Consider the following 12,988-nt stretch of genomic DNA (forward strand, 5'->3'; position numbering starts at 1 on the left):
GTCGGCTCTCACTGCACCGGCGGGACGGGCGGATCTTCCTTGACCTCGCCGGCCTCGAGCCCGTGGCGCATCAGCATCGGCACGTTGGCGAGCGCGAAGACGAAGGTCGCCGGGAGGAAGAACCACAGCTTGAAACCGATCCAGAAGTCGGTGCTCTGGGTGCGCCACACCGCCTCGTTGACCACCGCCATCACCAGGAAATAGCCGATCCAGTTGCGGGTGAGCAGCTTCCAGCCGCGCTCGGACAGGCCCGGATAGACCGACTCCAGCACCATCTTGAGGAGGTTGCGGCCGGTGACGAGGCCGAAGGTGAGCAGGCCGGCGACGAGGACGTAATAGATGGTCGGCTTGACCTTGATGAAGGTCTCGTCGTGCAGCCAGATGGTGATCCCGCCGAGCACGAGCACCATCGCGCCCGAGAAAAGCAGCAGCGGCGAGATGTGCTTGTAGCGGATCTGCGAGTAGATCATCGCCGCGAACATGGCGGCCATGAAGGCGCCGGTCGCGTAGAAGACCCTGAGCTGATCGGCGACCGGGGCGAAGCCATTGGTCAGGAAGAAGACGAGCAGCGGACCGAGATCGATCAGCAGCCGCGCGCCAGCGCTGGGACCGGCGGGCTTGGTGGTGGCGGCGTCGGTCAATCTACTCCCCTTATTCCCGCGATGGCGCCCGCGACCTCCTTGGGGTCGAACGGGCGCAGGTCGTTCATGCCTTCACCGATGCCGATGGCGTGGATCGGCATGCCATATTTGTCCGCCGCCGCGACCATGACTCCGCCGCGCGCGGTGCCATCCAGCTTGGTCATGACCAGGCCGGTCACGCCCGCCACTTCGCGGAACACGTCGATCTGCGCCAGCGCATTCTGCCCGGTGGTGGCGTCGAGGACGAGCACGACGTCGTGCGGCGCGGCTGGATTCAGGCGGCCGAGAACCTTCCGGATCTTGGCGAGCTCGTCCATCAGGTGGCGCTTGTTATGGAGGCGACCGGCGGTGTCGACGATGAGGATGTCGATGCCCTCCTCGGTCGCCTTCTTGACCCCGTCGAAAACGATCGCCGAGCTGTCGCCGCCTTCGGGCCCCGAGATGATCGGAACGCCGATGCGATCGGCCCAGATTTTCAGCTGCTCGATCGCGGCGGCGCGGAAGGTGTCGCCGGCGGCGAGCAGGACCGAATAGTCCTGGTCGAGAAACTGGTTGGCGAGCTTGGCGATGGTCGTCGTCTTGCCCGAGCCGTTGACTCCGACGACGAGGATCACCTGTGGGCGCGGGAAGGCGTCGATCTCGAGCGGCTCGGCGACCGGCGCGAGAATCTTCTCCAGCTCCTGGGCGACGACGCGGCGCACCTCGACCTCGGTGACCCCGCGCTCGAACCGCTCGGCAGCGAGGCGGTCGCGGATCTTGGCGGCGGTGGAGGGGCCGAGGTCGGACGCGATCAGCGCCTCCTCGAGCTCGTCCAGCGACTGCTCGTCGAGCGCGGCCTTGTTGAACAGGCCGGTGAGATTGTCGCCGAACCGGTCCGACGTGCGCCGGAAGCCTTCCCGCATCTTCTCCGCCCAACTCGTGTCGGTCATGCCGGCACCCCGACGAGCGTTTCGCCTTCCACTCCAGTCACACTCACCTCGACAATCGTACCCACCTCGCCACCGCGAGCCGCCTGGACGGGCGCGAAATTCTCCGCGTGGCCACGGTTACCCTTCTCGACAAGCACACGCTGCGTGGTCCCCACCATGCCCTCGAGCCAGCCCGCCTTGCGCCGCGCGCTTGCCTCGCGCAGCCGCCGCGCCCTTTCCTTGATCGCCGCCGCCGCGACCTGCGGCATGCGCGCAGCCGGGGTGCCGCGCTTTGGCGAATAGGGGAAGATGTGGCCCATGACGATGTCGCAATCGTCGATCAGCGCGAGGCTGTTGGCAGCCATGTCGTCGGTCTCGGTCGGGAAGCCGGCGATGATGTCGGCGCCGATCGCGATCTCGGGACGGCGCATCTTCAACCGCTCGACCAGGGCGACCGCCTCGGCGCGGCTGTGGCGGCGCTTCATGCGCTTCAAAATCATGTCGTCGCCGGCCTGAAGCGACAGGTGGAGGTGCGGCATGACCCGCTCGTCGCCGGTGACGAGGTCGAACAGGCGGTCGTCCATCTCGATGCAGTCGAGTGACGATAGGCGCAGCCGCTCGAGCGCCGGAACGTGGCGGAGGATGCGTTCGACGAGCAATCCGAGCGACGGCGCGCCGGGAAGGTCGGGGCCGTAGCTGGTCACGTCGACACCGGTCAGGACGATCTCGCGGAAACCCTCGTCGACCAGCGCCTTGACGCGGTCGACGACGAGGCCGGCAGGCACTGAGCGGCTGTTCCCGCGGCCATATGGGATGATGCAGAAGGTGCAGCGATGATCGCAGCCATTCTGCACCTCGACGAAGGCGCGGGCGCGCTCGGCGAAGCCGGAGAGGAGGTGCGGGGCAGTCTCGGTGACCGCCATGATGTCGGAGACTCGGATTTCGGCTTCACCCTCGACGTCCCACGGTCGTTCGGCCCGAGCCCGAACGGTGCGGGGGAACAGAAAGGAGGAGGCTTCGAACTTCTCCCTGTTCCCGAGCACCCGGCTCACCTCGGGCATCGCCGCGAAGGTCTCGGGCTCGACCTGGGCGGCGCAGCCGGTGACGATGACGCGGGCGTCCGGACGGGCGCGCTTGGCCCTGCGGATGGCCTGGCGGGTCTGGCGCACCGCCTCGTTGGTGACGGCGCAGCTGTTGACGATGACGAGGTCGTCCTCGCCCGAGGCCAGCGCGCGCATCGCCTCGCTCTCCGCGGCGTTGAGGCGGCAGCCGAGGGTGACGACCTCGACGCTCACAGCTCGATCTCGCCGGTGAAGACGTGGACGGCGGCGCCGCTCATGCGCACGCTTTCGCCGGGGGCCCACTCGATGACCAGGGTCCCGCCGGGGAGGTTCACGGCGACGGGCGAAGTCATGTGGCCATATTTGATGGCCGCGACGGCGGTCGCGCAGGCGCCGCTGCCGCAGGCCTGGGTCAGCCCCGCGCCGCGTTCCCACACGCGAAGATCCAGCCCGTTCCTGCGCACGCCTTCGAGGTTCATCCCGCCAATGCGGGTCTCGGCGACGTTGACATTGACCCCTTCGGGAAAAAGCGGGTCCTTCTCGATGAGCGGGCCGAGCCGAGCGAGATCGATCGCGGACGAATCCTCCAGCAGGAAGACGACGTGCGGGTTGCCGACGTTGACGGCGATGGGGTTATGGAGATCCTCCCAGCCGACCGGCATCGGGGCCGTTTCCATCGCATAGGCGAGAGGAATGTCATCCCAGCCGAAGCGCGGCTTGCCCATGTCGACGGTTGCGCCGCCGTCGTTTGCGGTCGCGCGGATGATGCCCCCCTTCGTCTCGATCGTGCTTTCGCCCCCTTCCAGCAGAGCGACGCAGCGCGATGCGTTGCCGCACGATTCGACCTCGCCGCCGTCGGCGTTGAAGATGCGCATGCGCAGGTCGGCGCGGTCGGAATGTTCGAGGACGATGAGCTGGTCGCAACCGATCCCGGTGCGGCGGTCGGCGATCGTCCGCACCCGGTCGGCGTCGAACGCCACCGGCGCCTCGCGCGCGTCGAGCACGACGAAGTCGTTGCCGAGGCCATGCATCTTGTGAAAGCGGGTTCCCATCGCTCGCGCGATCTAGGTGGCGGGCGGCGCCAAGTCCACCTGTGCGGTCAGCGGTCAGCGGTCAGCGGTCAGCGGTCAGCGGTTGTGCGTGGCGCGGCGGGCGGCGGAGGACGGCGCCTCGTGCGGCTTGGGCGCGCCGGGGCTGACCAGGAGGCCCCGGCTCTTGAGCAAGGCGCGGGCATCGGCGGCGGGCATCGGCTTGCCGAACAGCCAGCCCTGGCCCTGGTAGCGGCCGATCTGGCGAAGCCGTCCTTCGACGGCCTCGTCCTCGATCCCCTCGGCGGTGACGGCGAGCTTGAGGCTTTCGGCGAGGCGGGTGATCGCAGTGACGATGGCGACGCTGTCGGCATTGTCGTTGATCGAGGTGATGAAGCTTCGGTCGATCTTGATCCGCTCGAACGGCAGGGCGCGCAGGTGCGCCAGCGACGAATAGCCGGTGCCGAAATCGTCGAGGGCGAGGCGGATGCCCTGGTTCTTGAGGCTCGACACGATCGCCTGGGCGAGACCGAGATTCTCGAACAGCGAGCTTTCGGTGATCTCGATCTCGAGCCGCTCGGGCGGGAAGCCGGTTTCGACGAGCAGCTTGGTGATCTTTTGCGCCAGCCACGGGTCCTTCAACTGGACCGGCGAGATGTTGACCGACAGGCTGAGTCGCGGGTCCCATTCGCGCGCCTCGGCGAAGGCCTGCTTCATCACCGCGAGCGAGAGGTCGCCGATCAGCCCGGCTTCCTCGGCGACGGAGATGAATTCGTCGGGGGCGACCAGGCCGCGCTCGGGATGCGCCCAGCGCGCCAGCATCTCGAAGCCGTGCAGGCTCTGAGTCTGGAGGTCCACCTGAGGCTCGAAATAGGGGATGATCTCGCCCTTGGGGATGCCGGCGCGAAGCCCCTCCTCGGTGGCGTTGCGCGCCTCGAGCTCCCGCTCCATCGTCGCGTCGAACCAGACGAAGCGGCTTCGGCCGAGCTTCTTGGCGGTGCTGAGGGCGATTCCGGCGCGGCGGAGAAGCGCCTCGACGCTGCGCCCGTCCGGGCCGGATTGGGCGACCCCGATCGAGGCGCTGACATGGGTGTGGACGCCGCCGAGGTTGAACGGCGAGCCCAGCCGCTCGACGATGCAGTCGGCGAGCCGGCCGACCTCGGCAGGCCCGTCCTCGCCGACCGGGAAGGCGGCGGCGAATTCGTCGGCGCCGAGCCGCGCGGTCAGGGTCGAGCGGGGCAGGGTGTGCTGGATGACTTCGGCGGCGCAGCGCAGGAGGTTGTCGCCGGTGAGATGGCCGTGGACCTCGTTGACATGCTTGAAGCCGTCGAGGTCGACGATGAGCAGCGCCACCGTGTCGCCCTTGCGGCTCGCGCCCGCGACCATCGCGGCGGCGGCCTGGACGAAGCCGCGGCGGTCGAGGAAGCCGGTCAGCGGGTCGATCGCTCCGCCGGAGAGCGAGAGATGGTCGCTTCGGCTGCGCTCGACCAGCTCGCGCGCGGTGTCGCGATAGCGCCGCCAGCCGTAGAGGGTCAGGGCGATGTTGAGCAGCAGGAGGCCGACGATGATGTTGCTGTTGTCGGCGCCGATCCGCGTCAGCGCCTCGCCGATCGCCGCGTGATTGCGGCTGAGGCTGAGATAGAGGGCGAGCAGCGAGAGGGCGAGAAGCAGGATGGCAAGGTCCCGCATCACCGACGGGCGGTGACCACTTCCCTTGCCTGCACTCGCACGAGCCATCTACTCGCTGCCTGCTTCCAGTTGACCACAAGTCCTAGGCAGAACGGGGTGAACAAGGCGTAAAGGCGCCGCTTCGCTTGACGCTGGTCGGGCCGATGCGATATGGGCCGCGCCACATCCCTTGCGAGGGGTGGAAATGCGCCCTCCGGGGGGTGCGCGCTGGCCGGCGAGTGTTCGCCCGCCGGCGTTTTTCGTTTGGAGTTGATTGCGGATGTTCGAGAGCCTGAGCGATCGCCTGAGCGGCGTGTTCGACCGCCTCCGCGGCCGCGGCGCGCTGACCGAGGCCGACGTGCGCGCGGCGATGCGCGAGGTGCGGATCGCCCTGCTCGAGGCGGACGTGGCGCTCCCGGTGGTGCGCGAGTTCGTCGACAAGGCGACCGAGCAGGCGGTCGGCCAGCAGGTCCTCCGCTCGGTCACTCCGGGCCAGCAGGTCGTCAAGATCGTCAACGACGCTCTGGTCGAGATGCTTGGCGCCGAGGAAGCGGCGCTCGACCTCGCGGTCACTCCGCCCGCGATCGTGATGATGGTCGGCCTGCAGGGCTCGGGCAAGACCACCACCACCGCCAAGCTCGCCAAGCGTCTCAGCGAGAAGGACCGCAAGAAGGTCCTGATGGCGTCGCTCGACGTCCAACGCCCGGCCGCGCAGGAGCAGCTCGCCGTGCTCGGCCGCCAGACCGACGTCGCGACCTTGCCGATCGTCCCCGGCCAGCAGCCGGTCGAGATCGCGCGCCGAGCGGTCCAGGCCGCCAAGCTGCAGGGCTATGACGTCCTCATGCTCGACACCGCCGGCCGGCTCGCCGTCGACCAGGCGCTGATGGACGAGATGAAGGCGGTGGCCGCTGCGACCAGCCCGACCGAGATCCTGCTCGTCGCCGACTCGATGACCGGCCAGGACGCGGTCAACACCGCGAAGATCTTCTCCGAGGAGGTTGCCCTCACCGGCGTGGTCCTCACCCGGATGGACGGCGACGCCCGCGGCGGCGCGGCGCTGTCGATGCGTGCGGTCACCGGCCGGCCGATCAAGTTCGCCGGCGTCGGCGAGGGCATGGACGCTCTCGAGGTGTTCAGCCCGGGGCGCGTCGCCGGCCGCATCCTCGGCATGGGCGACATCGTCAGCCTGGTCGAGAAGGCGCAGGAGACGATCCAGGCCGAGGAGGCCGACGCCCTCGCCAAGAAGATGGCCAAGGGCCAGTTCGATTTGAACGACCTGCGCATGCAGCTCCAGCAGATGCAGCGCATGGGCGGCCTCGGCGCGCTCGCCGGAATGATGCCGGGCATGGGCAAATTGAAGGGCCAGGTCGACGCGATCGACGGCCAGGGCAAGATGCTCGCCCGCCTCGACGCCATCGTCGGCTCGATGACGGCGAAGGAGCGGGCCAAGCCCGAGCTCCTCAACGCCAAGCGCAAGATCCGCGTCGCCAAGGGCTCCGGAACCACGGTCCAAGACGTCAACCGTCTCCTCAAGATGCACCAGGAGATGGCCAACGCGATGAAGAAGATCCGCAAGATGGGCGGCCTCGGCAAGCTCGCCGCGATGTTCGGCGGCGGCGGTGGCCTCGGCGGTCTGGGCGGCCTCGGCGGACCAGGCGGCCCGGGCGCCGCGCTCCCGCCCGGCGGTCTTCCCGGATTGGGCGGAGGCGGCGCGCCGTTCAACCTCCCGAAGAAATTCAAGTGATCAGAGTTAGAATTAGAAAGGACAAATAAATGGCTGTTTCAATTCGTCTTTCCCGTGGCGGCGCCAAGAAGCGTCCCTATTTCAAGATCGTCGTGGCCGACTCCCGCACCGCTCGTGACGGCAAGTTCATCGAGCGCATCGGCAGCTACAATCCGATGCTTCCGAAGGATTCGCCCGAGCGCGTGAAGCTCGACGCCGACCGCGCCAAGCATTGGCTGAGCGTCGGGGCGCAGCCGACCGACCGCGTCGCCCGCTTCCTCGACGCTGCCGGCGTCCGCGAGCGCGCCGCGCGCAGCAACCCGAACAAGGCTGTCCCGGGCGACAAGGCCAAGGAGCGCGCCGAGGAGCGTGCCCAGCGCGAGGCTGATGCCGCCGAGGCGGCCGCCGAGGCCGCGGCCGCGCCGGCCGAAGAGGCTGTGACGGAGACCGCCGAGGTTGAGGCTCCGGCCGCCGAGGCTGCGCCGGAGGCCGCTGAGGCTGAGGCTCCGGCCGCCGAGGCCGAAGCTCCGGCCTCCGAGGCTGAAGCCACCAACGAGGGCGAGTCCGCCTCCGAGCCCGCCGAGGGCGCCGACGAGGCCGCTCCCGCCGAGGACGCCGAAAAGGCGGAGGCCGAAAAGGCGGAATAAGCCTTGTCGGACGAAAGTCAGGTCACCCTCGCCGCCGTCGCCGGAGCCCATGGCGTCGGCGGCGAGGTGCGCATCAAGCTGTTCGCCCAGAGCGTGGACAGCCTGAAGCGGCACAAGCAGGTCTCCGTGGGAGGCCGGCCGCTTACCTTGAAGTCGATCCGGGGCGGCGGTCAGCCCGTCGCCCGTTTCGCCGAGATCACCGACCGCAACGGCGCCGAGGCGCTTCGCGGTCAGCTCGTCACCATTCCCCGCTCGGCGCTGCCGGCGCTCGAGGAGGGGGAATATTACCATGCCGACCTGATCGGCCTTCCCTGCGTGGACCAAGAAGGGCAGCCGCTCGGCACTGTGTTCGCGGTCGAGAATTTCGGCGCCGGCGACCTCATCGAGATCGAGAAGCCCGACGGCAAGCGCGGCCTGGTGCCGTTCCGGCCGGGCATCGCCGACCTCGATGGCGAACGGGTCGTCGTGGATCCGGCATTTCTCGCCTGACCGGCCGCAATCGGTCGCGCTTTCGCCGCAATCGCTTTGCTAGGTCCCCCCGCCGCGGCGAACGCGCCCGGCCTGTTTAAGGGAATAGCATCGTGAAGCTTGGTCTTTCTGCCTTTGCCGCCGCCACGTTCCTGGTCGCGGTCCCGGCCCATGCCCAATTCAGCGGCCCGCGCGTCGAGGCGCGGCTCGCTTATGAATCCGTCGAGGCGGCGATCGAGACGGGCGACCCGCTCGCCACCGAGGATAGCGAAAGCGCGATCAGCTATGGCGGCGAGGTGGGCTATGATCTCGGCCTCGGACCGCTCGTCGTTGGCGCCTATGCCGGCCTTGAAGGCTCCAATCTACGCACCTGCCAGGAAGTGTTCGGCGGCGACGAAGGCTGCATCGACCAGGGGCGCAATCTCTATGCGGGGGTCCGCGCCGGCTTCAATCCGGTGCCCCGGGTGCTGCTCTACGCCAAGGGCGGCTATTCGAACGGCACTGTCGACGTCAGCTATGATGATGGCGGCGCCGGCGGCTTCGACGTGTCCGACGATTTCGGCGGCTACCATCTCGGCGTCGGCGGCGAAGTGGCGGTCGCGGCGGGCCTCTACGGCCGCCTCGAATATGTCCACATCGACTATGGCGAGTTCGAGTTCGACACCGACACGCTTGCGGACCTGAGCCGCGGCCAGGTCATGGTCGGCCTCGGCCTGCGCTTCTAAGCCTGACGCTCCTTCGCCTTTTGTCGGGCACGGTCTCGGGGTAGGATGACCGCGGCAAAAGGGGAGGGGCGAGATGGAGAATCTCGGGGCGACGCGGCGCGACGTATTGCGTGGCGCCGCGTCGCTTGCGCTGGCCGGCTCGCTGACCGGATGCGACCCGCGGCCGACCAACATCGTCTTCATCCTGGCCGACGATCTCGGCTATGCCGACCTCAGCTGCTACGGCCGGCGTGACTATGAGACGCCCAAGATCGACGGACTCGCGGCCGGGGGCGTGAAGCTGACCCAGGGCTACGCCAACAGCTGCGTCTGCTCGCCGACCCGGGTGGCGCTGATCACCGGCCGTTACCAGCAGCGTCTTCGCGTCGGGCTCGAGGAGCCGATCAACGACGTGAATTTCGAGGTTCGCCTGCCCGACGGCCACCCGACCCTGCCGTCGCTGCTCAAGGGCCTGGGCTACCGAACCGCGCTGATCGGCAAATGGCATGTCGGGGTGGCACCCGAGGCGGGGCCGCTCGCCTTCGGCTACGACTATTTCTTCGGTTATCCGTTCGGCGGCACCAATTATTATCAGCAGACCGATTCCAGCGGCCGGATCGTCCCGCGCGACCTCGTCTTTCGCAATCGCGAGCCGGTCCGGGTCGAGGGCTATCTCACCGATGCGCTCGGCGACGAAGCGGCAGCGTGGATCGGCGCCGGCACCGGCCCGTTCTTCCTCAGTCTTCATTTCAACGCCGCTCACTTCCCCTGGGTGGCGCCCGGCGACCGAGCGGCCGCCGCGGCGTGGACCGACGATTTCGACCGCAACCAGGGCAATCTCGAGATATACGGCCAGATGGTCGGGAGCCTCGACGCCAATGTCGGCAAGGTGCTGGCGGCGATCGACCGGCTCGGCCTCGCCAACGATACGATCGTCGTGTTCACCAGCGACAATGGCGGCGAGCGCTTCTCGGACACCTGGCCGTTCACCGGTGCGAAGGGCGAACTGCTGGAAGGCGGGCTTCGCGTGCCGCTGATCGTGCGCTGGCCGGGACGGGTCGCCGCCAACACCGTCTCGCCGCAGGTGATGACGACGATGGATTTCCTCCCCACGCTGCTCGGTGCGGTGGGGGGGCGGCCCGACCCGGCTTTTCCGTCCGACGGGGAGGATTTGATGCCGGTGCTCCGGGGACATGCGAGCGTGCGTTCGCGCCGGCTGTTCTGGCGCCATCGGACCGCGACCCAGGAAGCGGTTCGCGATGGCGACTGGAAATACCTTCTGCTCGGCGGCAAGGAGCATCTGTTCAACCTCGCCTATGACGAGCGCGAGCGCGCCGACCGGTCGGCGGAGGAACCGGCGAAGCTCGCCGAGCTCAAGAATGCCTATGCGGCGTGGAATGCGTCGATGCTGATCTATCCCCCGGACAGTTTCAGCTACGACGTCAAGCAGATCGACGCCGACCGCTATTGATCAGCGGATCGAGTTGCCGCGCAGCTTCTCGCGCAGGATCGGCCGTTCGTTCGCGAGGTCGTTGCGGATCGTCGTCGCGGCGACGCCGCCCTCGCCCATGGCGTGGCTGATCTGGTCGAGGCCGAGCACAACGTCGCCGGCCGCGTAGAGGCCGGTCACGCTGGTGCGCTGGTGGCTGTCCACCACGATGCAGCCGGTGTCCGCGCTGAGGGCGGCGCCGACCTGACCGGCGAGTTCGGTATGGGTGTCGGAGCCGAGCGCCGGATAGACGCTGTCGAAGCGATGCTCGCCATAGGGCGTGGCGATGGTGATCGTGTCGCCGGACGCCGCCACCGCCTGGCAGGGGCCGTCGACGCTGGCGATGCCGAACTCCGCGAGCTTCGCCCGGTCCTCCGCGCTGAGATCGTGCGCGCGATCGGGGGCGATCAGAGTGACGTCCTCGGTGAAGCCGCGCAGGAACACCGCCTCGGCGACGCCGCGGCCGCCGCTTCCGATCACGCCCACTTTCTTGTCGGTGACCTCGAAGCCGTCGCAGACCGGGCAATAGCGGATCAGCCCCTTGGCGAGCGCGGAATCGTGCAGATCCTCATCCATTGCCGGTCGGCGGTTGGTGACTCCGGTGGCGAGCAGCACCTTGCGCGCTCTGACGCAGCCCGAACCCCAGGTCGCCTGGAAGCCGCCCTCGATCCGGTCCAGCCGCGTCACCCGCCCGGTCTCGATCGACGCGCCGTATTTCTGCGCCTGCTCGCGCATCAGCCAAAGCAGCTCTTTGCCGCTGATCCCGTCGGGAAACCCGGCGTGGTTGTGGGTGCACGGGATCCAGCCCGCGCGGCTCTTGCCCGCGTCGATCACCCTCAGCGAGAGATGGTAGCGGGTCAGATAAATGGCCGCCGTCAGCCCCGCCGGGCCGCCGCCGATCACCAGGCAGTCATAGTCGAAGTCGCTCATTCCCGTGACAGCGCCGGAACGACCGCGCGGTTCCGCTTTGGGTGACTGAACCGCCTAGGTCACCTGCTGGCGCCGCCGGGAAGGGCGCGCTAAGTCCCGGCAAAACCGCAATCGGGGAGGGGACGCCATGAAGAAATATCTCGCACTGCTCGGCACCGCACTGGTCCTGGCCCCGCCCGCTGCCGCACAGGCGCCGGCGGCCCAGCCCGCCGCCGAGGCGCCGCGCACCCGCGAGCAGGTCTTCGCCGCCCTCGACGCGCAATTCGCCGCCTTCCAGCGCGGCCAACACGTGCCGGGCCTCGTCTGGGGCGTGGTGCAGGACGGCCGGCTGGTCCATGTCAGAGGCTTCGGCGCGCACGAGCCGAACGGTTCGCAACCGGTCACCGGCGACAGCCTGTTCCGCATCGCCTCCATGTCCAAGGCCTTCACCGGTCTCGCCATCCTGAAGCTGCGCGACGAGGGCCGCCTGCGCCTCGACGACCTCGCCGAGCAATATGTGCCGGAAATGCGCAACTGGCGTTATCCGACCGCGGACTCTCCCCGCATCCGGGTTCGCGACCTGCTCGCCCATGTGCCCGGCTTCGTCACCGACGATCCGTGGGGCGACCGCCAGCAGGTGCTGAGCGAGGCGGACTTCACCCGAATGCTTCGCGCGGGCGTTCCGTTCACCCGCGCGCCGCAGCTGCAGATGGAATATTCCAACTTCGGCTACGCGCTGCTCGGCCGGATCATCACCAACGTCTCGGGCCGGCCCTACAAGGACTATATCGAGCAGACGATCATGCGCCCGCTCGGCATGGCGTCGAGCGGCTACGACATCTCGGAATCGCCGCTCGAGCGCCGCGCCATCGGCTATCGCTGGGAGAACGAGGCCTGGGCGCGCGAGCCCGACATGGCCCACGGCACCTTCGGTTCGATGGGCGGCGTGCAGACCAGCGCCAACGACTATGCCCGCTGGATCGGCTTCCTGCTGTCCGCCTGGCCGGCGCGCGACGACCCGGAGAGCGGCCCGGTGCGGCGCTCGACGGTGCGCGAGATGGGGCAGGGGCTGAACTTCCCGACAATCTCGACGCGTCCGTCGAGCGGCGGCGCGCAATGCCCGATGGTCAGCGCCTACGGCATGGGCCTAATCGCGCTGCAGGACTGCAATTTCCGCCAGATGCTCACCCACAGCGGCGGCTATCCCGGCTACGGCTCGTTCATGCTGCTTCTGCCGGAGCACAATAGCGGCCTGTTCGCTTTCTCCAGCCGCACCTACACCGCGCCGTCGCGGCAGGTGATGGAGGCGGCCCAGGAGCTGCTTCGAGCGGGCCTGCTGCCGACGCGCACGGAAGCGGTCGGCGACGCGCTCGCGGCGACCTACCGCGCGGCCGGCGCCGCCTACCAGGCCGGCTCGATCGAGCCGATCCGCGGCCGGCTTGCGATGAACTTCCTGATGGACCGCTCGCCGGAGAATTGGGGCCGCGTCCTCGGCGAGATTCGCCAGCAGGTCGGCGCCTGCCAGACCGACGCGCCGATCACGCCGAGCGGCGCATTGAACGGCTATTTCGAATGGACCTGCGAGCGTGGCCGCCTTGGCGGGCAAGTGCTGCTCGCGCCGACCAGCCCGCCGACCATCCAGGCGCTGCGCTTCCGCCCGATGCCGAACGTCTCGCCGCAATGACGCCAATCGGCGCCGCGACCGCGTTGAAGCCTGGCGAAAGCGAATGTATATACAGGCC

The 12,988-nt window shown here is 68.4% G+C and carries 12 protein-coding genes; 6 read left to right on the plus strand and 6 right to left on the minus strand.

The window, feature by feature from the left end:
* Positions 1–8: 8 nt before the first annotated feature.
* The 5 genes from G7B71_RS00950 to G7B71_RS00970 form a co-directional block, all read right to left on the minus strand.
* Entirely contained in the window at positions 9–641 is a 633-nt protein-coding gene (locus G7B71_RS00950) for a septation protein A (protein ID WP_166036906.1), read from the minus strand.
* Entirely contained in the window at positions 638–1,570 is a 933-nt protein-coding gene (ftsY, locus tag G7B71_RS00955; protein ID WP_166036908.1) for a signal recognition particle-docking protein FtsY, read from the minus strand. Before ftsY ends, G7B71_RS00950 begins: the two co-directional genes overlap by 4 nt.
* Positions 1,567–2,844: a tRNA (N(6)-L-threonylcarbamoyladenosine(37)-C(2))-methylthiotransferase MtaB gene (mtaB, locus tag G7B71_RS00960; RefSeq protein ID WP_166036910.1), complete on the minus strand. Its 1,278-nt coding sequence runs from the start codon at positions 2,842–2,844 to the stop codon at positions 1,567–1,569. Before mtaB ends, ftsY begins: the two co-directional genes overlap by 4 nt.
* Positions 2,841–3,662, minus strand: coding sequence for a diaminopimelate epimerase (gene dapF / locus G7B71_RS00965; RefSeq protein WP_166036913.1), 822 nt, complete (start codon positions 3,660–3,662; stop codon positions 2,841–2,843). The genes mtaB and dapF overlap by 4 nt, the downstream gene beginning before the upstream one ends.
* Positions 3,663–3,737: 75 nt before the next feature.
* Positions 3,738–5,375 carry an EAL domain-containing protein gene (locus G7B71_RS00970; RefSeq protein WP_166036915.1) on the minus strand — a complete coding sequence of 546 codons (1,638 nt, stop codon included), beginning with the start codon at positions 5,373–5,375 and terminating at the stop codon, positions 3,738–3,740.
* A gap of 211 nt (positions 5,376–5,586) precedes the next feature.
* Here G7B71_RS00970 and ffh point away from each other — a divergent pair, with 211 nt between their 5' ends.
* From ffh to G7B71_RS00995, 5 genes are all read left to right on the plus strand, one after another.
* Positions 5,587–7,050: a signal recognition particle protein gene (gene ffh, locus G7B71_RS00975; RefSeq protein WP_207774684.1), complete on the plus strand. Its 1,464-nt coding sequence runs from the start codon at positions 5,587–5,589 to the stop codon at positions 7,048–7,050.
* 29 nt (positions 7,051–7,079) lie between these two features.
* Positions 7,080–7,676 (plus strand): 30S ribosomal protein S16, encoded by a 597-nt coding sequence (rpsP, locus tag G7B71_RS00980; RefSeq protein WP_166036919.1) that lies wholly within the window; start codon positions 7,080–7,082, stop codon positions 7,674–7,676.
* A gap of 3 nt (positions 7,677–7,679) precedes the next feature.
* Positions 7,680–8,165 carry a ribosome maturation factor RimM gene (gene rimM, locus G7B71_RS00985; RefSeq protein ID WP_166036921.1) on the plus strand — a complete coding sequence of 162 codons (486 nt, stop codon included), beginning with the start codon at positions 7,680–7,682 and terminating at the stop codon, positions 8,163–8,165.
* Between the two features lie 92 nt (positions 8,166–8,257).
* Positions 8,258–8,869 (plus strand): porin family protein, encoded by a 612-nt coding sequence (locus tag G7B71_RS00990; protein ID WP_166036923.1) that lies wholly within the window; start codon positions 8,258–8,260, stop codon positions 8,867–8,869.
* A gap of 73 nt (positions 8,870–8,942) precedes the next feature.
* Positions 8,943–10,319 carry a sulfatase-like hydrolase/transferase gene (locus G7B71_RS00995; protein WP_166036925.1) on the plus strand — a complete coding sequence of 459 codons (1,377 nt, stop codon included), beginning with the start codon at positions 8,943–8,945 and terminating at the stop codon, positions 10,317–10,319.
* On the opposite strand, the gene G7B71_RS01000 is transcribed toward G7B71_RS00995, so the two are convergent.
* Entirely contained in the window at positions 10,320–11,267 is a 948-nt protein-coding gene (locus G7B71_RS01000; RefSeq protein ID WP_166036927.1) for an NAD(P)/FAD-dependent oxidoreductase, read from the minus strand. It lies immediately after the preceding gene.
* 127 nt (positions 11,268–11,394) lie between these two features.
* On the opposite strand from G7B71_RS01000, the gene G7B71_RS01005 reads away from it, so the two are divergent.
* Complete coding sequence (locus G7B71_RS01005; RefSeq protein WP_166036929.1) at positions 11,395–12,930, plus strand: serine hydrolase domain-containing protein; 1,536 nt, start codon at positions 11,395–11,397, stop codon at positions 12,928–12,930.
* Positions 12,931–12,988 lie beyond the last annotated feature (58 nt).

The sequence above is a fragment of the Sphingosinicella sp. YJ22 genome, assembly GCF_011320075.1.
Classification (GTDB): domain Bacteria; phylum Pseudomonadota; class Alphaproteobacteria; order Sphingomonadales; family Sphingomonadaceae; genus Allosphingosinicella.